The sequence below is a fragment of the Escherichia sp. R1 genome (assembly GCF_003000935.1).
GTDB classification, from domain to species: domain Bacteria; phylum Pseudomonadota; class Gammaproteobacteria; order Enterobacterales; family Enterobacteriaceae; genus Escherichia; species Escherichia coli.
The window spans coordinates 131,609-155,886 of sequence record NZ_PSRU01000006.1 but is presented as its reverse complement, the minus strand read 5'-3'; the positions used below and the strand labels follow the sequence as shown (position 1 = coordinate 155,886).

19 protein-coding genes and 1 other RNA gene are annotated in these 24,278 nt (G+C 49.8%); 4 read left to right on the top strand and 16 right to left on the bottom strand.

The features are described from left to right. Nucleotides 1–105 precede the first annotated feature (105 nt). Nucleotides 106–1,152 (bottom strand): 3-deoxy-7-phosphoheptulonate synthase AroH, encoded by a 1,047-nt coding sequence (aroH, locus tag C4F37_RS09675; RefSeq protein ID WP_001082226.1) that lies wholly within the window; start codon nt 1,150–1,152, stop codon nt 106–108. A gap of 156 nt (nt 1,153–1,308) precedes the next feature. After that, nucleotides 1,309–2,142 (bottom strand): posphoenolpyruvate synthetase regulatory kinase/phosphorylase PpsR, encoded by an 834-nt coding sequence (gene ppsR / locus C4F37_RS09670; RefSeq protein ID WP_000368046.1) that lies wholly within the window; start codon nt 2,140–2,142, stop codon nt 1,309–1,311. A 332-nt stretch (nt 2,143–2,474) separates the two neighbouring features. On the opposite strand from ppsR, the gene ppsA reads away from it, so the two are divergent. Further along, the gene (gene ppsA / locus C4F37_RS09660) at nt 2,475–4,853 is read left to right on the top strand and encodes a phosphoenolpyruvate synthase (protein WP_000069357.1); all 2,379 of its coding nucleotides are present in this window, start codon (nt 2,475–2,477) and stop codon (nt 4,851–4,853) included. A gap of 56 nt (nt 4,854–4,909) precedes the next feature. On the opposite strand, the gene fadK is transcribed toward ppsA, so the two are convergent. Genes fadK through C4F37_RS09635 form a run of 5 tightly spaced genes read right to left on the bottom strand, consistent with a single transcriptional unit; the run spans nt 4,910 to nt 9,969 of the window. Continuing rightward, nucleotides 4,910–6,556 carry a medium-chain fatty-acid--CoA ligase gene (gene fadK, locus C4F37_RS09655; RefSeq protein ID WP_001538806.1) on the bottom strand — a complete coding sequence of 549 codons (1,647 nt, stop codon included), beginning with the start codon at nt 6,554–6,556 and terminating at the stop codon, nt 4,910–4,912. Nucleotides 6,557–6,612: 56 nt separating this feature from the next. Continuing rightward, entirely contained in the window at nt 6,613–6,906 is a 294-nt protein-coding gene (locus C4F37_RS09650; protein WP_000081072.1) for a ferredoxin family protein, read from the bottom strand. Then, nucleotides 6,903–8,192, bottom strand: a complete 1,290-nt coding sequence (locus C4F37_RS09645; RefSeq protein ID WP_001538805.1) for an FAD-dependent oxidoreductase — start codon at nt 8,190–8,192, stop codon at nt 6,903–6,905. The genes C4F37_RS09650 and C4F37_RS09645 overlap by 4 nt, the downstream gene beginning before the upstream one ends. Nucleotides 8,193–8,246: 54 nt before the next feature. Continuing rightward, nucleotides 8,247–9,185 carry an electron transfer flavoprotein subunit alpha gene (locus C4F37_RS09640; protein WP_000080731.1) on the bottom strand — a complete coding sequence of 313 codons (939 nt, stop codon included), beginning with the start codon at nt 9,183–9,185 and terminating at the stop codon, nt 8,247–8,249. A gap of 19 nt (nt 9,186–9,204) precedes the next feature. Beyond that, entirely contained in the window at nt 9,205–9,969 is a 765-nt protein-coding gene (locus C4F37_RS09635; protein WP_000692162.1) for an electron transfer flavoprotein, read from the bottom strand. Nucleotides 9,970–10,284: 315 nt separating this feature from the next. Here C4F37_RS09635 and C4F37_RS09625 point away from each other — a divergent pair, with 315 nt between their 5' ends. Continuing rightward, the gene (locus C4F37_RS09625; RefSeq protein WP_000284798.1) at nt 10,285–11,196 is read left to right on the top strand and encodes an AraC family transcriptional regulator; all 912 of its coding nucleotides are present in this window, start codon (nt 10,285–10,287) and stop codon (nt 11,194–11,196) included. A gap of 42 nt (nt 11,197–11,238) precedes the next feature. Here C4F37_RS09625 and C4F37_RS09620 read toward each other — a convergent pair whose 3' ends face one another. The 9 genes from C4F37_RS09620 to ydiK all read right to left on the bottom strand — a co-directional run bounded on the left by C4F37_RS09620 (nt 11,239) and on the right by ydiK (nt 20,516). Beyond that, nucleotides 11,239–12,390: an acyl-CoA dehydrogenase gene (locus C4F37_RS09620; protein ID WP_000347850.1), complete on the bottom strand. Its 1,152-nt coding sequence runs from the start codon at nt 12,388–12,390 to the stop codon at nt 11,239–11,241. A 13-nt stretch (nt 12,391–12,403) separates the two neighbouring features. Continuing rightward, nucleotides 12,404–13,999, bottom strand: coding sequence for an acyl CoA:acetate/3-ketoacid CoA transferase (locus C4F37_RS09615; RefSeq protein WP_000805657.1), 1,596 nt, complete (start codon nt 13,997–13,999; stop codon nt 12,404–12,406). Nucleotides 14,000–14,145: 146 nt separating this feature from the next. Then, nucleotides 14,146–14,904 (bottom strand): type I 3-dehydroquinate dehydratase, encoded by a 759-nt coding sequence (gene aroD / locus C4F37_RS09610; RefSeq protein WP_000860201.1) that lies wholly within the window; start codon nt 14,902–14,904, stop codon nt 14,146–14,148. Nucleotides 14,905–14,934: 30 nt separating this feature from the next. Then, the gene (gene ydiB, locus C4F37_RS09605; RefSeq protein WP_001773934.1) at nt 14,935–15,801 is read right to left on the bottom strand and encodes a quinate/shikimate dehydrogenase; all 867 of its coding nucleotides are present in this window, start codon (nt 15,799–15,801) and stop codon (nt 14,935–14,937) included. Between the two features lie 11 nt (nt 15,802–15,812). Continuing rightward, a complete protein-coding gene (locus tag C4F37_RS09600) occupies nt 15,813–17,078 on the bottom strand; it encodes an MFS transporter (protein WP_001296106.1) in 1,266 nt (421 codons plus the stop codon). Between the two features lie 226 nt (nt 17,079–17,304). Continuing rightward, on the bottom strand, nt 17,305–18,519 hold the full coding sequence (locus C4F37_RS09595) for an MFS transporter (RefSeq protein ID WP_000795578.1): 1,215 nt from the start codon (nt 18,517–18,519) through the stop codon (nt 17,305–17,307). Between the two features lie 99 nt (nt 18,520–18,618). Beyond that, nucleotides 18,619–18,975: a YdiL family protein gene (locus C4F37_RS09590; RefSeq protein ID WP_001298235.1), complete on the bottom strand. Its 357-nt coding sequence runs from the start codon at nt 18,973–18,975 to the stop codon at nt 18,619–18,621. A 135-nt stretch (nt 18,976–19,110) separates the two neighbouring features. Next, nucleotides 19,111–19,218: antisense sRNA RprA (gene rprA, locus C4F37_RS09585), an RNA gene on the bottom strand. A 185-nt stretch (nt 19,219–19,403) separates the two neighbouring features. Next, nucleotides 19,404–20,516, bottom strand: coding sequence for an AI-2E family transporter YdiK (gene ydiK / locus C4F37_RS09580; RefSeq protein WP_000248637.1), 1,113 nt, complete (start codon nt 20,514–20,516; stop codon nt 19,404–19,406). A gap of 213 nt (nt 20,517–20,729) precedes the next feature. Here ydiK and ydiJ point away from each other — a divergent pair, with 213 nt between their 5' ends. Further along, nucleotides 20,730–23,786: a D-2-hydroxyglutarate dehydrogenase YdiJ gene (gene ydiJ, locus C4F37_RS09575; RefSeq protein WP_001538804.1), complete on the top strand. Its 3,057-nt coding sequence runs from the start codon at nt 20,730–20,732 to the stop codon at nt 23,784–23,786. Continuing rightward, nucleotides 23,783–24,193 carry a 1,4-dihydroxy-2-naphthoyl-CoA hydrolase gene (menI, locus tag C4F37_RS09570; protein ID WP_000637986.1) on the top strand — a complete coding sequence of 137 codons (411 nt, stop codon included), beginning with the start codon at nt 23,783–23,785 and terminating at the stop codon, nt 24,191–24,193. Before ydiJ ends, menI begins: the two co-directional genes overlap by 4 nt. Nucleotides 24,194–24,278 lie beyond the last annotated feature (85 nt).

Sequence of the window (24,278 nt, the reverse complement as noted above, 5' to 3'; positions counted from 1 at the left end):
ATGATTCTTATTATCAATATTATGGCGGGCCAGAGCAAGCAGTAATTTGTTGAGAAGACAACAAGTTGCGCAGAAATGCCCATCCCGTCAGGAATGGGCACGCATTCAGAAGCGAGTATCTACCGCAGAGGCGAGTTTTTCGACCAGGCGTTCGGTATCTTCCCAGCCCAGACACGGGTCGGTAATGGATTGACCGTAAGTGAGCGGCTGACCGCCGACGATTTTTTGCGTTCCTTCGCGCAGGAAACTTTCCGCCATAATTCCAGCAATCGCCGTAGAGCCATTGCGGATTTGCTGACAAATATCCTCACAAACTTCTAACTGGCGACGGTGCTGCTTCTGGCAGTTACCGTGGCTGAAATCCACCACCAGATGTTCAGGTAAATCAAACTCGTGCAGCGTATCGCAGGCTGCGGCGATATCATCGGCATGATAATTCGGTTTTTTGCCACCACGCATAATAATGTGGCCATACGGGTTGCCGCTGGTCTGATAGATGGTCATCTGACCATTTTTGTCTGGCGAGAGGAACATATGGCTGGCGCGGGCTGCGCGGATAGCATCCACGGCAATCCGCGTGTTGCCATCGGTACCATTTTTAAAACCCACCGGACAGGAGAGTGCCGAAGCCATTTCGCGGTGGATCTGACTTTCGGTAGTACGTGCGCCAATCGCACCCCAACTGATTAAATCAGCAATAAACTGACCGGTCACCATATCGAGGAACTCAGTCGCGGTAGGGACGCCCAGCTCATTTACCTGTAAAAGTAATTTGCGCGCCAGCTCCAGACCGTGATTTACCCGATAGCTACCGTTTAAATCTGGATCGGAGATGAGTCCTTTCCAGCCGACAACCGTTCGTGGTTTTTCAAAATAGGTGCGCATTACGATTTCCAGCCGTGACTGGTACTGGTTGCGCAGCGACTGCAGACGGGTGGCGTACTCCATCGCAGCGGTGAGATCGTGGATCGAGCAGGGGCCAATAATGACCAACAGTCGCTTATCTTCACCATTCAGTATTTTTTCAATTCTACGGCGGGAGTCGGTGACATGGGTGGCGACGCCAGGCGTTACGGGATACCGTAGCGCGAGTTCGGCGGGCGTTACCAGGCTCTCAATACGCGCAGTACGGAGTTCGTCAGTTCTGTTCATTACAAGTCTCAGAAATTTGTTGCTTCTACGGCAGGACTACCGGGAAGTGATGCGCATCACGATAAACCAATCGCAGCTGATTTCAAGTGCGAGGTGTGTCACACCTCGCCGGGTGGTTAGCATGATAACAAAAAAACAAGTTAATGCACTAGTTCTCTAGTACATTCGGCGGCTAAGGCCCATGATATCGAGGATCTTGGTGGCAATCTCTTCTACCGAATAATTGGTACTGTTAATCCACGGGATCTGATTTTTACGGTACAACGCTTCCACTTCCGCGACTTCCATCCTGCACTGACGAAGCGAGGCATAGCGACTGTTCTCCCGACGTTCCTCGCGAATCGCCGCCAGACGTTCCGGGTCGATAGTCAGGCCGAACAATTTGTGCTGAAGTGGTTTGAGCGACGCGGGTAGCACCAGATTATCCATATCGTCGGCAATAAAGGGGTAATTTGCCGCGCGGATACCAAATTGCATTGCCAGATACAGACTGGTGGGGGTTTTACCACAGCGAGAAACACCGAGCAGGATCACCTGAGCCTGGTCCAGATTGCGCAACGAAATACCGTCATCGTGGGCAAGGGTGTAATCAATCGCCGCAATGCGCGCATCATATTTATTGAGATTATTAGGGTTAAGGCCATGGGTACGATGAGCAATCGGCGTTGGATCCAGTTTCATCTCTTGTTGTAGCGGGGCAACCAGCGCCTGAACGATATCCTGGCAAAAGCCTTCACTTTGCAAGATGATAGCGCGAATCTCCGGCAACACGATGGAGTAGAAGACCAGCGGGCGCACACCTGTCTGGTGATAAATTGCGTCAATCTGATCCTTCACTGCCCGTGCACGGCTCTCATTTTCGACAAACGGCAGCGTAATGCTGCTGATAGTGACGGGAAATTGTGACATTACTGCGTGTCCTAATACCTCCGCAGTTATTGCCGTACCATCAGAAATATAAAAAACGTGGCGATCAACAGCATTATCCATTTTGTTCTTCCCGTGATGCAGACATAATTCTATGAAAGCATAAATTAAAAACGCACAGAAGCGTAGAACGTTATGTCTGGTTTATAAAATGAAACTTAAATTTTATTTTTTATGAAAACAGCATTTCATTTTTATGGTTTCGTTTATACCGATGGTTTATGTGGAAATTGTCGAAGAGAGCAGATTTGCGCAACGCTGGGATCAGTCTTAAAAAGTAAAAAAATATATTTGCTTGAACGATTCACCGTTTTTTTCATCCGGTTAAATATGCAAAGATAAATGCGCAGAAATGTGTTTCTCAAACCGTTCATTTATCACAAAAGGATTGTTCGATGTCCAACAATGGCTCGTCACCGCTGGTGCTTTGGTATAACCAACTCGGCATGAATGATGTAGACAGGGTTGGGGGCAAAAATGCCTCCCTGGGTGAAATGATTACTAACCTTTCCGGAATGGGTGTTTCCGTTCCGAATGGTTTCGCCACAACCGCCGACGCGTTTAACCAGTTTCTGGACCAAAGCGGCGTAAACCAGCGCATTTATGAACTGCTGGATAAAACGGATATTGACGATGTTACCCAGCTTGCGAAAGCGGGCGCGCAAATCCGCCAGTGGATTATCGACACTCCCTTCCAGCCTGAGCTGGAAAACGCCATCCGCGAAGCCTATGCACAGCTTTCCGCCGATGACGAAAACGCTTCGTTTGCGGTGCGTTCCTCCGCTACTGCAGAAGATATGCCGGACGCTTCTTTTGCCGGTCAGCAGGAAACTTTCCTCAACGTTCAGGGTTTTGACGCCGTTCTCGTGGCAGTGAAACATGTATTTGCTTCTCTGTTTAACGATCGCGCCATCTCTTATCGTGTGCACCAGGGTTACGATCACCGTGGCGTGGCGCTCTCCGCCGGTGTTCAGCGGATGGTGCGCTCCGACCTCGCATCTTCTGGCGTGATGTTCTCCATTGATACCGAATCCGGCTTTGACCAGGTGGTGTTTATCACTTCCGCATGGGGCCTTGGTGAAATGGTCGTGCAGGGTGCGGTTAACCCGGATGAGTTTTATGTGCATAAACCGACACTTGCGGCGAATCGCCCGGCTATCGTGCGCCGCACCATGGGGTCGAAAAAAATCCGCATGGTTTACGCGCCGACCCAGGAGCACGGCAAGCAGGTTAAAATCGAAGACGTACCGCTGGAACAGCGTGACATCTTCTCGCTGACCAACGAAGAAGTGCAGGAACTGGCAAAACAGGCCGTACAAATTGAGAAACACTACGGTCGCCCGATGGATATTGAGTGGGCGAAAGATGGCCACACCGGCAAACTGTTCATTGTGCAGGCGCGTCCGGAAACCGTGCGCTCACGCGGTCAGGTCATGGAGCGTTATACGCTGCATTCACAGGGTAAGATTATCGCCGAAGGCCGTGCTATCGGTCATCGCATCGGCGCGGGTCCGGTGAAAGTCATCCATGACATCAGCGAAATGAACCGCATCGAACCTGGCGACGTGCTGGTTACTGACATGACCGACCCGGACTGGGAACCGATCATGAAGAAAGCATCTGCCATCGTCACCAACCGTGGCGGTCGTACCTGTCACGCGGCGATCATCGCTCGTGAACTCGGCATTCCGGCGGTAGTGGGCTGTGGTGATGCAACAGAACGGATGAAAGACGGCGAGAACGTCACTGTTTCTTGTGCCGAAGGTGATACCGGTTACGTCTATGCGGAGTTGCTGGAATTTAGCGTGAAAAGCTCCAGCGTAGAAACGATGCCGGACCTGCCGTTGAAGGTGATGATGAACGTCGGTAACCCGGACCGTGCTTTCGACTTCGCCTGCCTGCCGAACGAAGGCGTGGGCCTTGCGCGTCTGGAATTTATCATCAACCGTATGATTGGCGTCCACCCACGCGCACTGCTTGAGTTTGACGATCAGGAACCGCAGTTGCAAAACGAAATCCGCGAGATGATGAAAGGTTTTGATTCTCCGCGTGAATTTTACGTTGGTCGTCTGACTGAAGGGATCGCGACGCTGGGTGCCGCGTTTTATCCGAAGCGCGTCATTGTCCGTCTTTCTGATTTTAAATCGAACGAATATGCCAATCTGGTCGGTGGTGAGCGTTACGAGCCAGATGAAGAGAACCCGATGCTCGGCTTCCGTGGCGCGGGCCGCTATGTTTCCGACAGCTTCCGCGACTGCTTCGCGCTGGAGTGTGAAGCAGTGAAACGTGTGCGCAACGACATGGGGCTGACTAACGTTGAGATCATGATCCCGTTCGTGCGTACCGTTGATCAGGCGAAAGCGGTGGTTGAGGAACTGGCGCGTCAGGGGCTGAAACGTGGCGAGAACGGGCTGAAAATCATCATGATGTGTGAAATTCCGTCCAACGCCTTGCTGGCAGAGCAGTTCCTGGAATATTTCGACGGCTTCTCAATTGGCTCAAACGACATGACGCAGCTGGCGCTCGGTCTGGATCGTGACTCCGGCGTGGTGTCCGAACTGTTCGATGAGCGCAACGATGCGGTGAAAGCACTGCTGTCGATGGCGATTCGTGCCGCGAAGAAACAGGGCAAATATGTCGGGATTTGCGGTCAGGGTCCATCCGACCACGAAGACTTTGCTGCATGGTTGATGGAAGAGGGGATCGATAGCCTGTCTCTGAACCCGGACACCGTGGTGCAAACCTGGTTAAGCCTGGCTGAACTGAAGAAATAAAATAAATACCCGGCGGCGTTTTGTCGCCGGGTTTATGTGATCCCCGAAGATGAAACTTATTCAATCTCTTCACAGACATCCTGAGTTAATCGCCGCATAATATCTTTCCTTAACAAAAACTTTTGTATTTTACCTGAGACAGTGCGCGGTAGTTTTTCGATTACCACGATATGTTCAGGATATTTATATTTTGCGACCCGTTTACGGCTAAAAAAAGCCACCACCTCTTCCAGCGATAATGAATGATGCGGCGCTTTCAGCACGACATAAGCGCATGAACGTTCACCTAAACGTTCATCGGGCATCGCAACCACACAGGCATCGTGAATTTTAGGATGCTGCAATAAAATATCTTCTACTTCACGGCTGCTAATATTTTCGCCGCCGCGGACAATAATATCTTTCTTGCGCCCGGTTATTTTTATATAGCCATCCTCATCCATGCGGCAGAGATCGCCGCTGTAATACCAGCCTTCTTCATCCAGCGCACGGGCGGTTAATTCAGGTTCATCAAAATACCCCATAAACACATTGGGGCCACGCGAGGCTTCTTCACCTTCGCAACCTGGCGGTAAAGTCTTGCGTGCGTCATCGACCACTTTAATCTCTACACCTGCGGCAGCGTAACCGTCGGTGTGCATAAAGCGCGGCAAAGGATCGTCGAGATTCACCACCGCATGCGGCGAACTTTCTGTGGAACCATAAACACTTAATAATTTAATGCCGCGCTGCTGGCATTCTCGCGCCACTTTTTTGGGGATTGTGGTACCTCCGCAAAGAAAGAAGCGCAGCGCTGAAAGGTCTGCGGGTTGTTTCTCTAGTAAATTCAAAAGATCATAGACAAACGGCGTTGCGCCGAGCATACAGGTGCAACGCTGCTGCTCAAGCAGCGCGAGACACGCATCAGGAGTGAAAATATCTAACAACACGCTGCGAGCACCAATCAAAAAAGGTGCTGTTACGCCATGCAGAAAGCCCGTTGCGTGACCAAGTGGCGCAGGCATCATAAAGACATCCTGCCAGGTCAGATTTAGCCGCGCGCAATAAGCCCGCTCACTGGCGAGAATATTGTTATGCGTTAGCATCACACCCTTTGGCAGACCCTCGGTTCCGGAGGTAAATAGCACAGCGGCTAATTCATCGCCGTGGACCGTTATCGCCGTGGTCAGAGGAGTATTGTCGGCGAGAATCTGACTTAATGAGAGGGAAGAGGTGGCGGGAGCCAGTTTGTCCACGCCGACAATTTGTTGTAGTTGTGGAAGCTGATTTTGCAGCGGCAGGATTAAATCTACCGGACGCGTTTGTTTAAACAACGTCGGTGCAAAGAACATTTTTGCCTGACACTTATTGAGCACCCACACCAGTTCTGCTTCCCGCCAGGAAGGTAACAGCGGCACGGAAACCGCACCGGTTTTCAGGCAGGCAAGATAGATAACGGTAAATTCACACCAGCCTGGCAGTTGAAATGCGATGCGATCGCCTGATTCAATACCCTTCGCTAACATCCAGTTTGCCAGACAGCTCGCGGCGTGATCGAGCGCGCTATAGGTGTACGTTGCACCATGATTGTCGACCACGGCAATTTTGTCTGGCATCGCACGAGCGGTCTGCTGCCAGTAATCGGCCAGTGAAGCATCGCCCCATAACCCTTGCTGACGATACGCCGCACGACGTTGTTCGTTGAACGTTAATGTCACTTTCATTTTGGACTCTCGAAACAGAACATCAGGCCCGAGATGCGGGCCTGTGGGATGCATGATTAGCCGTAGCGAAATTCAATACCGAAGGTGCCTGCGGGATATTGCCACTGTTCGAGAATAGTGTTGCCGCACAGCACCCGACAGGTGCCGCACTCCAGACAACCGGCGGAATCGAAATGAATGTTTCCTGCGTCATCCTGCTTATAAAGTCCGGCAGGGCAAGCTTTCATTAATTTACGGAATTCATTGATATCGGGATTTGCCGCCAAAATGATATGCGGGTGGCCCTCATCAACATGGAATTTATTGACGCCTAATTTGATGTCGACGTTAACCGTAGCGTTCTGGCTCATAGCGCGGTTGCTCCCTTAATGCCATCTTTCAGCAAGTTGATCAGCCCAATTTTCTTCGCGTGTCCCATGATCATTTTGCGTACCGGCTGGTTTGGTTTGCCGTCAATGGTGAACATATCGTTCATGATGTCGGCGACCATTCGTGGGTATTGGCTAAACAGGCGCGGGTTTTCCATCAGCGCCGGGAGCTTGCGGAAATGCTGCATATCGCGCATAACACAACTTTGTTCCAGCTCACGTTTGTATTGCGCCAGACTGCTGGCGGAGAAATCCGCGCGTTCTTTGGCGGCGATCACCGTTGTGGCGGCAGCCTGAGCTGATGCAATGGCTAAATCCATGCCGCGAACTGTAAAACCCAAATTCAGGCAGAAGCCTGCGGCGTCACCAACGATCATCACGCCATCGTTAACCAGCTGCGGCACCATTGCCAGACCGCCCTCCGGCACCATATGCGCGGAATATTCAAGCAGTTTGCCGCCGCTAATCAGCGGGCGAATGGCGGGGTGTTGTTTAAAATCTTCCAGCATTTGCGGCACGCTTTTTTGCGCATGGGCGATATCACCCAATCCACAAACCAGCCCCAACGATACGGAATCCTTGTTGGTATAGAGGAATCCGCCGCCCATCAGGCCGTCAGAAGGGGAACCGGCAAACAGCCAGGCGGCACCTTCCTCGCCCGTAACATTAAAGCGATCGTTGATCTGTTCTGGTGTCAGGCCTATAACCTCTTTAACACCAACAGCGTAATGATGCGGATTGGAAGCGGAAACCATTCCCAGCGAGCGGCCAAGCATCGAGTTAACGCCATCAGCCAGAATCACCACATTCGCTTCGAGAATATCATCCCCGGCCTGGACGCCAGTGACCTTGTTTCCTTCACGAACCAGCGCATCGACGCGTACGCCCGGGATAAACTGCGCGCCCGCCTGCTCGGCTTGTTCCATCAACCACGGGTCCAGACGATTACGCAATACGGTATAAGACGCGTGTTGCGGAACATCTGGTTGCTCGCGGTGAAAATCGAGGGTAACGGCGCTTTCTTCGGTTAAGAAGGAGATTTTCTCGCGTGTGACCTTGCGTTCTACCGGCGCTGATGCTGCAAAGCCTGGAATAATTGCTTCAAGTGTGTGGGCATAAAGACGCCCGCCGGTCATGTTTTTACATCCGGCACTGTCGCCGCGTTCTATCACCAGGACATCCAGCCCGGCTCGCGCCATGACCAGTGCGGCAACGCTACCGGCAACGCCCGCACCGACCACAATGGCATCAAATTTGTCATCCGACATGCGTTATGCTCCCTTCCCGCTGCGTTTACAGCGGGAGATGTGGTTGAAAGGGAATTAGCGATTCAACTGGCTAATCAGGGCAGGGACGACTTTGTAGATATCGCCCACCAGACCGTAGTCGGCATAGTTGAAGATTGGCGCATTTTTATCTTTATTAATGGCGACAATCACTTTTGCGCCGTTGCCGCCAACCATATGCTGGATCTGCCCGGAGATCCCCAGCGTCAGGTAGAGATCGGATTTCAGCAACACGCCGGAGACACCGATATAACGTTCACGCTCCATCCAGTTCTCGCCTTCGGCAATTGGACGTGAACAGCCGACTTCAGCATTCAGCACTGCCGCCAGTTCGTGGACCATTTTCAGGTCATCCTGCGCCGCCAGACCACGACCGACGCCAACCACACGTTTTGCTTTGCTCAGGTCCACGCTGCTTGCCGCTTTCGCACGGCGTTCGCGACAGAGAATTTCATGACGCGGGGCAACATAAGGTACCGTTTCTGTCGGGCACTGATGAGAGATATCACGGGTGCACGGCTCCTGAACACCGGGTGCAAGGGTAATGATCGCCAGCGGGCTGTTGATCTTTTCCTGAGCGAACGCTAACCCGCCATACATCCGGTGTTCGGCGCAAATGTGACCATCGACAATATCCACCGCCGTGGCATCGTTCACCAGCGCCGCATTCAGTTGCACACTTAACCGTGCGGCCAGAGCTTTACCACGTTTCGTCGCGGCCAACAGCAACATAGCGGGGTGTTTATCTTTCAGCAGGGCAGCAATGCTTTCGGCGTAATTTTCAGTACGTTGCAGCGCGTCGTTTTGCTCAAGAACATAAATGCATTTTGGCCCATAAGGCATAACCGCCTGCGCCTGCTCGGTATTTTGTACAATGGCATACACCTGTTGGCCCCATTGCTGAGCGCCGCCAAACAGTTCAGCATAACGTTCAGGATTATCGCTAAAGACCCAGACGCTGTTTAATTGACTCATCGTTTCTTCTCCGTAGGCTTCAGTTCAGGGCTTTTTTCAGATGTTCCGCCAGCTCGGCAATGGCCTCCGGCGAATCGTTATCGAGAATGATGTGCTTACGTTTTGTTTGCGGCGGTACGCGAATACCGGTCAGTTCAGCAAGTGGTGCGCTCTGGCTCCAGCCAATATCACTTGCCTGCCACTGATTTACCGGTTTTTTACCCGCGCCGAGGATGGCTTTCATCGAAGGAATACGTGGTACGTTAATATCGGAGGTGACGCAGAGCACGGCTGGAACAGAGAGTTCAATAACTTCAACATCATCTTCAAGCGTGCGTTCAATCACCAGTGTATTGCCCTGACGCTGAATAGCACTCACTGCATTAATCACCGGAAGTTGCAGAAGTTCTCCGACCAGCAAGCCAACCTGCTGGGCATAAAGGTCGCCGGAACCTTCACCAAAGATCAGTAAATCGAAGCCGATCTTTTCAACTGCTGTCGCCAGCGCCTTTGCGGTATCGAGAGGCAGTGCATGCTCAAGTTGTGCATCCTGCACCATATACAGGCTGTGCGGCCCGCGGGATAGCACGTCTTTGCGCACTTTCGAGTTCTGCAACAAAGAGCCGCCGACGGTCAGCGCGGCTATCTCATCGTCATCTGTTGCAAGCTGGCTTGCAGCTTCAATGGCATTGAGATCGAACTGGCTGATTTTGGCGTCGGCATTGTCGAAATTCAGGGTGTATTCTGGAGTGACAACAATGTCCTGTTCTTCAGGCACCAGCTTAAAGCAGGTTATTATTTTCATGATTTCTCCTGTGAGTCGCATACGGAACCATCTCCGATGGAAGGTAAAAATGGCCTGAAAATAGTGTGCGATAGCGGTGCGGGGTTTTCGACGGAGCAAGCTGTTTTCCTTGCCAACAATCTTGCAAAAAAAATGCGATCGCTAAAACAAAAGTGCAATTTGCGGCAATATAGTTATTCCATGACCGTGCAATCTTGCATTCAGTGTAAATAATCTTGTTTAGCTCTCGCTAAACGCGGTTGTATAACCGCAATACACGCCGTATTTTATCCGGCATATATTGTTTTTGTTTGCTCATGGAATAGGGAGGTTGTCATGTATCAACGCTGTTTTGATAATGCCAGTGAAACGCTGTTTGTCGCCGGTAAAACGCCACGGCTTTCACGTTTCGCATTTAGCGATGATCCAAAATGGGAGTCTGGACATCACGTTCATGACAATGAAACCGAGCTGATTTACGTCAAGAAAGGGGTAGCAAGGTTTACCATCGATTCTTCGTTATATGTCGCGCATGCCGATGACATTGTGGTGATAGAACGTGGCAGGTTGCATGCGGTGGCCTCTGACGTTAACGATCCGGCAACGACGTGTACCTGTGCGCTGTACGGCTTTCAGTTTCAGGGGGCTGAGGAAAATCAGCTACTGCAACCGCATTCTTGCCCGGTAATTGCCGCAGGACAGGGAAAAGAAGTCATTAAAACCTTATTTAATGAGCTAAGTGTGATTTTGCCGCAAAGTAAAAATAGCCAAACATCTTCGTTATGGGACGCATTTGCCTATACGTTAGCAATTCTTTACTACGAAAACTTTAAAAATGCTTATCGTTCGGAGCAGGGATATATTAAAAAAGATGTTCTGATAAAAGATATTCTTTTCTATCTGAATAATAACTATCGCGAAAAAATCACTTTAGAGCAGTTATCGAAAAAATTTCGTGCCAGCGTCAGTTATATCTGCCATGAATTTACCAAAGAGTATCGTATTTCCCCTATTAACTATGTTATTCAACGGCGTATGACGGAAGCGAAATGGTCACTCACTAATACTGAATTATCACAGGCAGAGATCTCCTGGCGTGTGGGTTATGAAAATGTCGATCACTTTGCCAAACTGTTTTTGCGCCATGTCGGCTGTTCGCCCAGCGATTACCGCAGGCAATTTAAAAACTGTTTTGCGGAACAAGAAATCCTATCTGAATTTCCTCAACCAGTAAGTCTTGCCGGATAAATCTGGCGGCGCAGTTTGTTAAGAAGCTGCGCCGCCTGCAGATTATTTGTTCTGATAATCTTTCAGGATCTGCCGACCTGCTACGTAAATCATAATTTCGTCTGTACCGCCGCCGATACGTTCACAACGGACATCACGCCAGAAGCGGGAGACGCGCGCCTCATCGGTATAGCCCAGACCGCCCATGATTTGAATCGCATCATCAATGACTTCCATTGCGGTACGTGCGCAGTACAGTTTTGCCAGCGCCGCGCTGGTGCGCAGTGACTGATGCTGATCGGCTTGCCATGCCACTTTCAACACCATGTTGCGCATGTTGTCGATCTTAATCGCCATCAGCGCCAGTTTTTCCTGGATCATCTGGTTATGACCAATGGGCTTACCAAAAGCGATACGCTGGTTGGCATAGCGGGCGGCATCTTCGAATGCGCATTCGGCAAAGCCGGTGCTGCGCGCGGCGTTGATCAGGCGCTCCATCTCAAAGTTGTACATCACATTGAGGAAACCCATTCCTTCTTCGCCCACCATGTCGCTCTCTTCAACTTCCACGTTGTCGAGATAGACTTCGCAGGTGCTGAGCATATGCCAGCCGATTTTATGCAGTGGATTGATTTTAATGCCGGGTTTACTGGAGTCGACCCACCACAGAGTAAAGGCCTTTTTCGGATCTTTCGGTTGCGGATCGCGCGCCAACACCAGCATATATGGGTACTCTTTCGCACCGGTAATAAAGGTTTTCTGTCCGTTGATGTAAACCTTGCCGTTTTTACGCGTGTAAGTGGTAGTGGCACTGTTGTTGTCTGAGCCTGCGCCTGGCTCTGTCAATGCCAGGGCATAGGCGGGATCACCCGTTTCCAGGGTGCTCTCTGCCGTTTTACGTAGCTGCTCTGCAGAACCGAAACGGCGCATACTGTGAATACATTGACCGTTGGTAATCAAAAATGCCGGAGCACCGCATTTTGACACTTCCATCAGCGCCAGCATTTGGGTGACGTAATCCGCAGGGATACCACCAAATTCTTCCGGCACGCCAAGCATGGAAATACCGTTATCCGCCAGTGCCCGCATAAACTCACGCGGGTATGTCCCGTTTTGATCGCAGGTGCGGAAATACTCTTCCGGAAAGTTAGTCGTAATCAGTTCGCGAATACTGGCCAGCAGCAGTTCTTGTTCTTCAGTTAAAGAAAAATCCATCATTATACTCCTGTTAATGAGCCGCTTCAGGCAGGACAAAACCCATCGCCGCATCGATAAATAATCTTTCGTCCATCAGTTTGAGTTCTGGCGAAATCACTGGGGTGAAATCCATTTTGTCGAGAATATCTTTTTGTAAATCGACGCCAGGAGCGATTTCGATTAAATGCAGGCCGTCTTCTTTTAACGTGAATACGGCGCGCTCAGTGATATAACGAACATCCAGCCCTCGCTCGAGAGCGATTTTTCCGCTGAAAGTTATTTCCGGTAGTTCCCGAATAAATTTCTTCACCCGTCCTTCCTGGACGATATTTAATTTGCCGTCGGTAATTTCTGTTTTTAAACTGCCCGCAGTTAATGTGCCGCAGAAAACGATTTTCTTGGAAGTGGCACTGATATCAATAAATCCACCGGTGCCCATGATTTTACCATTGAATTTATGCACGCCGACGTTACCGTGCTGGTCGACTTCAGCAAAACTCAAATAACAAACATCCAGACCACCACCGTGATAAAAATCAAACTGGGACGTCATATCCAGAATGGCGCGGGTATTCACGTTCGCGCCAAAGGCGATCCCCTGTGAAGTAATACCGCCAATCGGACCTGTTTCTACCGTCAGAATAAAGTCATCAGCACAACCTTCTTCCCGGGCGACCAGGCCAATGCCGTCAGCAATACCGACGCCGACATTCCCCACTGCGCCTTTGCGCATTTCGAATAATGCACGCCGTGCAACTAATTTACGTTGGTTTAGGGGCAGGCTAAGTTTGGTGCTGTCATCAAGAGTGAAGTCACCAGAAATAAAGCGGTTAACCGGCGCACCGCCATACAGTTGGGTTTGATCCGGATCGACCACCACAATATCCACCAGATAACCCGGAATACGGACAGATTTAGGATGCAGCGTGGCTTTCTTAACCATTTTCTGCACCTGCATCATCACAATACCGCCGTTATTGTGCACCGCCTGAGCAATAACCAATGCGTCGAGATACATCACCTCATCTTCAAAAGTGGCGTAGCCTTCGCTGTCGCAGGTGGTAGCGCGAATGAAGGCGATATCTGGCGCTATCGCTTTGTAATAGAGATATTCTTTGTTATCAAACTCGACCAGTTTAATCAGGTCTTCTTTAGTGACTTCATTCAGTTTGCCGCCTTGCTGGCGTGGATCGACAAATGTTCCGATGCCAATATCACTAATAATACCAGGCTGGTGGGCTGCGGCGGCGCGTAAGGTTTGTGTAAGTACACCTTGTGGATAGTTATAAGCAATAATTTTATTTTGTTCTGCGAGATCAGAAATACGCGGCGATTGTCCCCAGTGACCGCATAATGCCCATTTCACCAGACCTTCTTGCGCCAGCGGACTAATACCACGGTCGGCGCGATCGCCAAGCCCTGTTGGACTAATAATCGATAAATTACGTGGTGTTTGAGTCTGTTTATATTTATCAGCAAGAGCAGTAATTAACGTGGTGGCTTCCAGAATACCGCCGCCAGCGCCTAACACACAAAGTGTTGCTTCGTCGGGAATATAATTCACCGCTTCCTGTGCCGACAGGACCGGCACTCGTCCATTAATACGAGGTGGTTTTACAGGTTTCATTGTTAATTCCTGATTCAGGTGTGATTTTCCCTACGCCAGATGGAGAATTAGCGCACAGAGACTCACGAAATATTTTTATTAAATACGGTTAAAAATACTTTTTTTAGTTCGGCGGGAGAGGGTATTCCCGCCGAAAATATTATTGCTTATGCCTGATGTAAAATAGTTAATACCGTACGCAAATCATTTACCGAGATTTGCCCTGGCGCAGAGGCTTTTTTTACCGCACCAAAAGTTGCCGCCGACCCAAATACTTCACCAGCCAGACGAGAAATTACGCCAGTTTTTGCCATCGACATCGTGATGATTGGACGATCGGCATACTGCTCCTGCATCTCCAGGGTCGCGGCAAGCAACGTCAGCACATCGCTGGTACTTTGCGGCATCAGCGCAATCTTAGGAATATCGGCGTCGAAGGACTGCATTTTGCGCAGACGGGCAATGATTTCTTCGGCTTCCGGCGTTTTATGGAAGTCATGGTTGGACATGACTACTTTCACATCATGCGCGTGGGCGTAGGCGACGGTTTCTTTAACCTGATCATCGCCGGTAAATAACTCCAGATCGATCATATCAACCAGGCCGCTGTCGATGGCTGCACGATTGAGTGCAATATAAGCCTCGGTGGAAATCGCCTGCTCGCCGCCTTCTTTGGCACTGCGGAAGGTAAACAGCAGCGGTTTTTCTGGCATGGTTTCACGGAGAATTTTTGCTGCCGCCATGACAGACTCCACATTGGAGAGGTCGGCATAGTGGTCCACACGCCATTCCAGAATATCAAAGTCCGCTTCACGATAGGCGAGAGCTTCGGATTTCACGCTGGCGATATCTTTCGCCATCAGCGAGACGATGATTTTAGGTGCGCCCGTACCAATGACGAGATCTTTTACAGTTACGGTTTTCATTTTTTACCCTTTCTGCACGCGGTCAGCCTGTCAGGCACCGAACCCCATGACCTGTTTAACATATTCCAGAGGGAAATTTTTGCCAGTCCATAACGTGAACTGTTCAGCCCCTTGCCACAACAACATGCCGTATCCATCAATCGTTTTGCAACCCGCTTGTTGCGCCTGCTGCAATAACTTCGTCATATGAGGGTTATACACGCATTCAGTGACCAGAAGTCCCGGATGTAACAGACTGATATCATTAACCAATGATTCATTCTCAAGGGGTTTCATACCCACTTTGGTGCCATTGGTTAAAATGTCGGCGGAAGCCAGGGCTTCTGCAAAGGCTTGCTGATCGGCGAGATCGGTGACTGTCACGACGCAATCGGTGTTTTCGTTAACCCGCTGCGCGAAGGCGAGAGCTTTATCGAAGAACTCATCCCGACGGTTAAAGAGTTTAATTTCTTTTAAACCTTCAATTGCCCCCTGCGCGCCAATTGCCGTTGAGGCACCACCGGCCCCTAATAGCACCATCGTTTTGCCTTTGATATCAAAACCGCTCTCTTTAATGGCGCGAATATGACCCGTGCCGTCGGTGTTATAGCCACGCAGATAGCCATCATCATTAACGATGGTGTTGATGGCTCCCACCAGTTTGGCCGCTGGCGTTAATTCATCAACATATTCACACGCCAGTTGTTTGTTCGGCATTGATACACCAGTTCCGCGCATTTTGAGGGCTTTTAATCCTTCAATTGCTCCGGGAAAACTATCGTTATCCACTTCAAAGGCCATATAGGTAAATGGCAATCCCGCTTTTTCTAAGGCTTTATTCTGCATTTCGGGCGATAAACTGTGGCGGATGGGATAGGCCATCAACCCAATCAATTCGTATTTTGCGGTAACATCCATAATTAACTCCTTTAACCTCTATGCTTAATTGTGTTTAACCGGGTGCTAAATTTATGCTCGCCAAACCGCACATCATTTTCAGGAATAATGAAAACGCGGTAATAGCGGATAAAAACAATAATTGCGGTAATCAGGGCCAGCAGCGCGAAAGTAAAATCGAGAACAATGATATATTGCAGGCCGATGTTCGACAGATAACCGGTAATCAGCGGAATAACAAAGTTAGCCAGTCCACCCATCATCATATATATACTGGTGACTTTGGCTTTGCTTTTGGGGAAAAACTCTGACATGACCGAAACGCCGAGCTGTAAAATGCCGCCAGCTGCTGAGAAACCGATAACAAAGGCTCCGGCATTACACACCAATGGAGAAGGGTACAGGTAGATAATGGCAGCTGTTATTGTTGCCAGTGCAGAGTTAAATACATTAGCCCAGATGGGACGGACCATTTTTTTCAGTAGTGCGGCAAAAATAAAGACACAGACCAGCGAACCCATACTGTAATAAGAGATGGTTTTTAATGCCTCAGCTTCTGACATACCAGCAAAAGCCATCGCATATTTGGGCATCCACACCACAATCACATAAAAGGTCGAGAATGCGGCTACACCGAACAGTACTGATGAAACACCTTCCAGCCAGACTAACGGTTTGCTGTTCATTTGCGGTAATTCATTAGCTACGCTGGCGTCCACCAACTGGCTGGGGAATTTGCTTTTCAACAGCATCAGCGTGATCAGTACAAACAGAATACCCGGAATAATCAGCCCATAGCCGTACCAGATGTTATTGAGCAACATATAGCTCACCAGCATTGGGTAGAACATTTGTCCGAATGACACCATCGCTTTAACCAGTATGACCGCCGAACCAGAGGCTTTCGGAAAGCATTCCATAAGCGCGGGGTAGCCACCCGTATCCAGCGCTGAGTTAGCGATACCTACGCACACTGCCAGACAGTAGGCGAGAGTTAAATTCGGGCAAGCAGGAATACCAAAGAAGAATAGCAGATACATTATTACTGCCATTAATATCACCGCCCGACGACCAAACTTATCGGAGATCACTCCGAAGAATAAAATACTGATCAATCGCCCCAATCCGATACCGGAAATTAAATAGGCAATGCCCGCGTTGTCAGTGGAAAACTTTTCTGCCAAAGATGTCATGTTTTGGGCAAGCGTAATAACACTAATGCCGTGCAGGAAATAGCTGAAGTAAATACAAAGAACAGCCAGGATAAATGGCGTGCTGAAAGCCTTATTTTGAGACATTTTCACAGCTCCTTGCTGAAAGATAATTTCGTTACCGTACGTATTGTTCTCCGACGGTTTACATAATTACTATACTGAAGATAATTTTCCCTGGGTACATGGCATAAAGTTTATGTTTCCAGGAATATTGCATGTCATAGTTTGTTTTTGATCGCGATTTTCCTTAGTTAGCGCAGAAAGAGTTATTTATCCGTAAGATCTTGCATAACCTGAAAAGAATATTGCATTACCCACCCGGAGCGATATTTTCCTTTAGCGTGTGATGCCGCGTTTCTTTGCGACTGCGTAAGCCAATAAACAGTGCCAGTATAAAGCCGATAGCCGCGATGGCGGTATCGAACCACATAATATCGGCAATACTTCTTTGCGAAAGATGAGCCGTAATCAACGGAATGGTAAATGTTGCAATGCTGCCCGCACTGTAATAGATCCCCGTTGCTTTTCCTTTAGCGTAGGGAAAACGTTCCGCCATTAACGTCAGGCCAATTTGTACAACACCGCCTGCGGAGGTAAAACCGATGACGAAAGCAAATATTATCACCACATAAAATGTGGGATGCAGGCAGACGGTGAGCAGGGCGATAAATGAGATAAAGGTGTACAGCATCAGTAATGTTGTTGGGCGAACGGTATTACGAATGAGTGGAGCAGTAATAAATACACACAGTAGCGAACCCACGGTGTAGATACTGAGTAATTTGATCGACATGGTGTATGACATGCCAGCGACAAATTGTCCGTATTGTGCCAGCCACTGGCTAACCAGATAAAACGTTGCCATTGAGATATAGCCATATAGGGAATAACTGGCTAAATCGATAATTGAACAGCGATGTTCCGTAGAGCTGGTGGTTTTCTTTATGACAGGTAAGTGACGACCCGGATGGGGTGGGAACGTACAACGGTATAAAAACAGAGCGTTAATAAACATAATGCCTGCGGCAATCATAAAGGACCAACCGAACCACAGTTCAGCCCACACTAACAGGCTGATAATTAGCGGTAATAAAAACTGTCCGCTGGAAACAAATGCTTTAATTAAAATATTGGCTGTACCCGGTGAGCGTGGAAAAGCTTCCATCAAACTGGGATAGGTGCCTGCATCGAGAAAACTGTTTGCCATTCCCGCCAGAAAGCCAAAAACATAAGCGATAATGATGTTATTGGTGTGCAGGATGCCAAAAAAGAAGGCCATATAGCAGCACATCCCGAGCATGATAAAAGGGCGGCGACCAAAGCGATCGGATAATAATCCTGCAAAAAGCAAGACACTTAATCGACCAATGCCCAGTGATGAGATAACTATCGAGACGCCCGCGGCATTAGTCTGCCAAAGCGTCTCCAGCGAGGCCATATTCAGGCTCATCAAAATGACGCCCATACCATGCACCAGGTAATTAAAATACAACCCAAGTGCGGTAGGGTAATAGGGATTTTTCATAGGTTCTACTTAGCAAAGGTGCTTTAAAAAGTGTAGCGATGTTGTGTCAGTATCCGTTCATTATTGTTGTAACAACGACAATTCCTTTCTGTGGAGAAATTAACAAAGCCGCTCCAGATCGTGTGCATATAATTCAGCGGCTACCGATTGATAGATCTTCCAGTCAATAAAATTGCCATCAGGGTAGACTTGTTGAAACGCGGTTAAGTCGGGGAAAAAACGCATGGTGTTGTTGCCGATGCGGTTATTTATTTTCTCTATGATGGCATGAAGATGTTTTTTTCGTTGCTGACGCATAGCCAACAGTTGCTCGACTACACAATCAGGAATGGCGCATTTGCCATTTTCCCACTGACGCCAGCTTTCACTGTTACCGGTCTGGGCAATCCAGGTCGCGCATTCATCAATAGTCATGGCAAAAATATGGCGAAGTGCCTGGAGTTCATAAGCGTTCATCGTGTAATGGCTGCATGAAATAAACAATAAAATATAAATAACATTATCAGCCTGCTGACGGCTTGAAGAGAGTCACAGTATCTTGTGCAACATTATTGGAAAGAGTGAGGGGCGAGGTAGCGAAGCAGAAAAATGTTAAAAAAAAGCCCATCGTGGGAGATGGGCAAAGACTACACACAGCAATTCGTTGTTTCACTCAGGGGATTTCCATGCTTATAAATCAATATGTTGATTTATAACCGTGAGCTAATAGTAGGCATACGGACTTTTTGCGTCGATCAGATTCGTCTCATTAGTTTAAAAACTGTAAAGAATTTGCGACAGGTACTACCAGCTGAATAGCGGTAAGCAGGAAAATATGGGGAAGAGCAAGCAAATATCAATTAGCAGGGGTTAACAATCAGGCGGCAGAGCCGCCTGATGAGAAATTACTTATTCGATTTCTCGATTTCGCCAAGTTCTTCGAGAATTTCTTCCGGTTGGTCCGTCGGCGGTGGGACTTCTTCCACCCACGCGGCAAACAGACGCCAGGAAACGGCTAACAGAACCGGACCAATAAACAGACCGATCATCCCGAAAGCAATCAAACCACCAATAACGCCAGAGAGGATCAGGATCAGCGGTAAATCGGCACCCATGCGAATTAACATTGGGCGGATGACGTTATCGAGCGTGCCAACCACACCGCTCCAAACTAACAATACCGTTCCCCAGGTGGTATCGCCAGTCCAGTAGAGCCAGATAATCGCCGGAATCAGTACCGGCAACGGTCCAAGCTGGACAAGGCAGGAGAGGATCATTAACACCGTTAGCAAAGTTGCATAAGGTACGCCGGATACGGCGAGGCCGATACCGCCAAGCACTGCCTGTACTAACGCCGTCACCACCACACCCAGCGCCACCGCGCGGATAGCCTGTGCCGCCAGCAGCACGGCGGCATCTCCGCGAACGCCTGCCAGACGGGTTGCAAAATGGCGAATGCCTTGTGCCACCTGTTCACCGCGCCAGTACAGCAGGGCGCTGAAGAGAAGCATCAGCGCACAATGCACCATAAAGCGCCCGATATGCGCCGCCTGCCCAACGAACCAGGTGGTGGTGGTGCCAATATAAGGACGGACTTTCGCCATGATCGCCGTCCCCCCCATATCCAGCAAATTGTGCCAGCCTGCATATAGCTTCGCGCCAATCACCGGAATGGTATTAAGCCACGCCAGATCGGGTAACGTCATGTCACCACTGGAAATGGCTTTAATTAGCGGGCCGCTGCCGTCGACGATACTGTTAACCAGCAAAGCAATAGGGATGATAAACACCATCACTAATAACAGCGTCATCACCAGAACGGCGAGAGAGCGGCGACCAAACATGATCTTTTGCAAACGTAACAATACCGGCCAGGTGGCGATAACCACTGTACCGGCCCATGCAAAGCCGAGAATAAAGGGTTGTACAATCCACAGACATGCCACAATCATGATGGCTAAAAACAGCACCGAAAGCAGAATTTGTGCGACATCCCTGGGCTGACGAACATTTACCATAACTACTTTTCACCTTTTTTGTGCGTCAAATCGTCGACGCGACGTGAACACGCGAAACTCACCTGCATAATGATGAGCAATTTCAGCGGTTTTTAACAGGTCGATTCTGCCCTTAATTCTGATGGGCGTGTTAGAAAAAAATGTGGTACAACAACTCAGGCAACACGCAAACGATTAATCTCTCATCACAGACCGCAGGAAAGGGTCAATATAATGATTCCACAGATTTCCCAGGCACCCGGCGTCGTTCAACTGGTGCTTAATTTTTTGCAAGAGCTGGAGCAACAGGGTTTTACCGGCGATACGGCGACAAGTTATGCCGATCGTCTGACAATGTCGACTGACAACAGTATTTACCAACTTCTCCCCGATGCGGTGGTATTTCCGCGTTCAACCGCAGATGTAGCGCTGATCGCCCGTCTTGCCGCGCAGGAACGCTATTCATCGTTGATCTTTACCCCCCGCGGCGGCGGCACCGGCACTAACGGTCAGGCGCTCAACCAGGGGATTATTGTTGATATGTCCCGCCATATGAACCGCATCATCGAAATTAACCCTGAAGAGGGCTGGGTGCGCGTTGAGGCCGGGGTGATTAAAGACCAACTCAATCAGTACCTGAAACCCTTTGGCTACTTTTTTGCGCCAGAACTTTCGACCAGCAACCGGGCAACGCTCGGCGGGATGATCAATACCGATGCATCCGGTCAGGGATCGCTGGTCTATGGCAAAACGTCAGATCACGTACTTGGCGTACGCGCGGTGTTGTTGGGGGGCGATATTCTCGATACGCAACCTTTACCCGTCGAACTGGCGGAAACGCTGGGTAAATCCAATACCATAATCGGGCGAATTTATAACACGGTTTATCAACGTTGCCGTCAGCAACGCCAGTTAATCATCGACAACTTCCCCAAGCTTAACCGCTTTCTTACCGGTTACGATCTGCGTCATGTCTTTAACGATGAGATGACCGGGTTCGACCTGACGCGCATTCTGACGGGTTCAGAAGGGACGCTGGCCTTTATTACCGAAGCGCGACTGGATATTACGCGCTTGCCTAAAGTACGCCGTCTGGTGAACGTCAAATATGACTCTTTTGACTCCGCGCTGCGTAACGCGCCGTTTATGGTTGAGGCGCGGGCGCTTTCGGTAGAGACGGTGGACTCAAAAGTGCTCAACCTTGCGCGGGAAGATATTGTCTGGCATTCCGTCAGCGAGTTGATTACCGATGTGCCTGATAAAGAGATGCTCGGGCTGAACATTGTGGAATTTGCCGGTGATGATGAGGCACTGATTGACGAGCGAGTTAATGCACTCTGTGTGCGGCTTGATGAGCTGATTGCCAGCCAACAGGCAGGAGTGATCGGCTGGCAGGTGTGCCGCGAGCTGGCGGGTGTTGAACGTATCTATGCGATGCGCAAAAAAGCCGTTGGTCTGCTTGGCAATGCCAAAGGTGCTGCTAAGCCAATTCCGTTTGCTGAGGATACCTGCGTACCGCCGGAACACCTGGCGGATTATATTGCTGAATTTCGCGCGCTGCTCGACAGCCACGGCTTAAGCTACGGTATGTTCGGTCACGTCGACGCAGGTGTCTTGCACGTCCGTCCAGCACTGGATATGTGCGATCCGCAACAGGAGATTTTGATGAAGCAAATCTCTGATGATGTAGTGGCGCTTACCGCGAAATACGGTGGTTTGTTGTGGGGCGAACACGGCAAAGGTTTTCGCGCCGAATACAGCCCGGCGTTTTTTGGTGAGGAACTTTTTGCAGAACTGCGTAAAGTGAAAGCGGCGTTTGATCCGCATAACCGACTCAACCCCGGGAAGATTTGCCCGCCAGAAGGTCTCGATGCGCCGATGATGAAAGTGGACGCGGTGAAGCGCGGTACATTCGATCGACAGATCCCCATTGCGGTACGCCAGCAGTGGCGTGGTGCAATGGAGTGTAACGGCAACGGTTTATGCTTCAACTTTGATGCTCGTAGTCCGATGTGTCCGTCGATGAAGATCACCCAGAACCGGATTCATTCACCGAAAGGGCGCGCAACGCTGGTACGTGAATGGCTGCGTTTGTTGGCGGATCGCGGCGTTGACCCACTCAAACTGGAACAAGAACTGCCTGAATCCGGCGTCAGTTTGCGGACGTTAATTGCCCGCACGCGCAATAGCTGGCATGCGAATAAAGGCGAATATGACTTCTCACACGAAGTCAAAGAGGCGATGTCGGGCTGTCTGGCCTGTAAAGCTTGTTCGACCCAGTGCCCCATCAAAATTGATGTGCCGGAGTTTCGCTCTCGTTTTCTGCAGCTCTATCACACCCGTTATTTACGCCCTCTGCGCGACCACCTTGTCGCTACGGTCGAGAGCTACGCACCGCTGATGGCACGCGCGCCGAAAACCTTTAACTTCTTCATTAACCAGCCGCTGGTGCGCAAACTCTCGGAAAAACATATTGGCATGGTTGATTTGCCGCTGCTGTCGGTCCCCTCGCTGCAACAACAAATGGTGGGGCATCGCTCGGCAAACATGACGCTGGAACAGCTTGAAGCTCTCAATGCAGAGCAGAAAGCGCGCACGGTGCTGGTGGTGCAGGACCCCTTTACCAGCTATTACGATGCTCAAGTGGTGGCGGATTTTGTCCGTCTGGTCGAAAAATTAGGTTTCCAGCCCGTGTTACTGCCATTTTCGCCAAATGGAAAAGCCCAGCATATCAAAGGTTTTCTTAATCGTTTTGCGAAGACGGCGAAAAAGACGGCGGATTTCCTCAACCGTATGGCGAAGCTGGGTATGCCAATGGTAGGCGTCGACCCGGCGCTGGTACTTTGTTATCGCGATGAATATAAACTGGCTCTGGGCGAGGAGCGTGGCGAGTTTAACGTCTTACTGGCAAATGAATGGCTGGCAAGCGCACTTGAGTCACAGCCAGTGGCTACAGTCAGCGGTGAATCATGGTATTTCTTTGGTCACTGTACCGAAGTTACCGCCTTGCCGGGCGCGCCAGCACAATGGGCCGCGATATTTGCCCGTTTTGGCGCGAAACTGGAAAATGTCAGCGTGGGGTGCTGCGGCATGGCAGGGACTTACGGACATGAAGCGAAAAACCATAAAAATTCGCTCGGGATCTATGAATTATCCTGGCATCAGGCTATGCAGCGACTGCCGCGTAACCGCTGTCTGGCGACCGGATATTCCTGCCGTAGTCAGGTAAAACGGGTTGAAGGCACAGGGGTACGCCATCCTGTGCAGGCTTTACTGGAGATTATTAAATGATATGGAAACGAAAAATCACCCTGGAAGCACTGAATGCTATGGGGGAAGGAAACATGGTGGGATTGCTGGATATTCGCTTTGAACATATTGGTGATGACACCCTTGAAGCGACAATGCCAGTAGACTCACGGACAAAGCAGCCTTTCGGGTTGCTGCATGGAGGTGCATCCGTGGTACTGGCCGAAAGTATCGGTTCCGTTGCCGGTTATTTATGTACCGAAGGTGAGCAAAAAGTGGTTGGTCTGGAAATCAATGCTAACCACGTCCGCTCGGCACGAGAAGGGCGGGTGCGCGGCGTATGCAAACCGTTGCATCTCGGTTCGCGTCACCAGGTCTGGCAGATTGAAATCTTCGATGAGAAAGGGCGTTTGTGCTGTTCGTCACGATTGACGACCGCTATTTTGTGACGTTGTCACCAGAAAAGTGTGACGCATATTGCTTTTGGTTATTATCTGCACAGTAAACGGTGGTATACTGTGCAGGTCTTGTCTA

Excerpts from the sequence above, each read along its gene's own strand:
- aroH (WP_001082226.1), bottom strand. The coding sequence starts at position 1,152 with ATGAACAGAACTGACGAACTCCGTACTGCGCGTATTGAGAGCCTGGTA.
- ppsR (WP_000368046.1), bottom strand. The coding sequence starts at position 2,142 with ATGGATAATGCTGTTGATCGCCACGTTTTTTATATTTCTGATGGTACG.
- ppsA (WP_000069357.1), top strand. The coding sequence starts at position 2,475 with ATGTCCAACAATGGCTCGTCACCGCTGGTGCTTTGGTATAACCAACTC.
- fadK (WP_001538806.1), bottom strand. The coding sequence starts at position 6,556 with ATGAAAGTGACATTAACGTTCAACGAACAACGTCGTGCGGCGTATCGT.
- C4F37_RS09650 (WP_000081072.1), bottom strand. The coding sequence starts at position 6,906 with ATGAGCCAGAACGCTACGGTTAACGTCGACATCAAATTAGGCGTCAAT.
- C4F37_RS09645 (WP_001538805.1), bottom strand. The coding sequence starts at position 8,192 with ATGTCGGATGACAAATTTGATGCCATTGTGGTCGGTGCGGGCGTTGCC.
- C4F37_RS09640 (WP_000080731.1), bottom strand. The coding sequence starts at position 9,185 with ATGAGTCAATTAAACAGCGTCTGGGTCTTTAGCGATAATCCTGAACGT.
- C4F37_RS09635 (WP_000692162.1), bottom strand. The coding sequence starts at position 9,969 with ATGAAAATAATAACCTGCTTTAAGCTGGTGCCTGAAGAACAGGACATT.
- C4F37_RS09625 (WP_000284798.1), top strand. The coding sequence starts at position 10,285 with ATGTATCAACGCTGTTTTGATAATGCCAGTGAAACGCTGTTTGTCGCC.
- C4F37_RS09620 (WP_000347850.1), bottom strand. The coding sequence starts at position 12,390 with ATGGATTTTTCTTTAACTGAAGAACAAGAACTGCTGCTGGCCAGTATT.
- C4F37_RS09615 (WP_000805657.1), bottom strand. The coding sequence starts at position 13,999 with ATGAAACCTGTAAAACCACCTCGTATTAATGGACGAGTGCCGGTCCTG.
- aroD (WP_000860201.1), bottom strand. The coding sequence starts at position 14,904 with ATGAAAACCGTAACTGTAAAAGATCTCGTCATTGGTACGGGCGCACCT.
- ydiB (WP_001773934.1), bottom strand. The coding sequence starts at position 15,801 with ATGGATGTTACCGCAAAATACGAATTGATTGGGTTGATGGCCTATCCC.
- C4F37_RS09600 (WP_001296106.1), bottom strand. The coding sequence starts at position 17,078 with ATGTCTCAAAATAAGGCTTTCAGCACGCCATTTATCCTGGCTGTTCTT.
- C4F37_RS09595 (WP_000795578.1), bottom strand. The coding sequence starts at position 18,519 with ATGAAAAATCCCTATTACCCTACCGCACTTGGGTTGTATTTTAATTAC.
- C4F37_RS09590 (WP_001298235.1), bottom strand. The coding sequence starts at position 18,975 with ATGAACGCTTATGAACTCCAGGCACTTCGCCATATTTTTGCCATGACT.
- ydiK (WP_000248637.1), bottom strand. The coding sequence starts at position 20,516 with ATGGTAAATGTTCGTCAGCCCAGGGATGTCGCACAAATTCTGCTTTCG.
- ydiJ (WP_001538804.1), top strand. The coding sequence starts at position 20,730 with ATGATTCCACAGATTTCCCAGGCACCCGGCGTCGTTCAACTGGTGCTT.
- menI (WP_000637986.1), top strand. The coding sequence starts at position 23,783 with ATGATATGGAAACGAAAAATCACCCTGGAAGCACTGAATGCTATGGGG.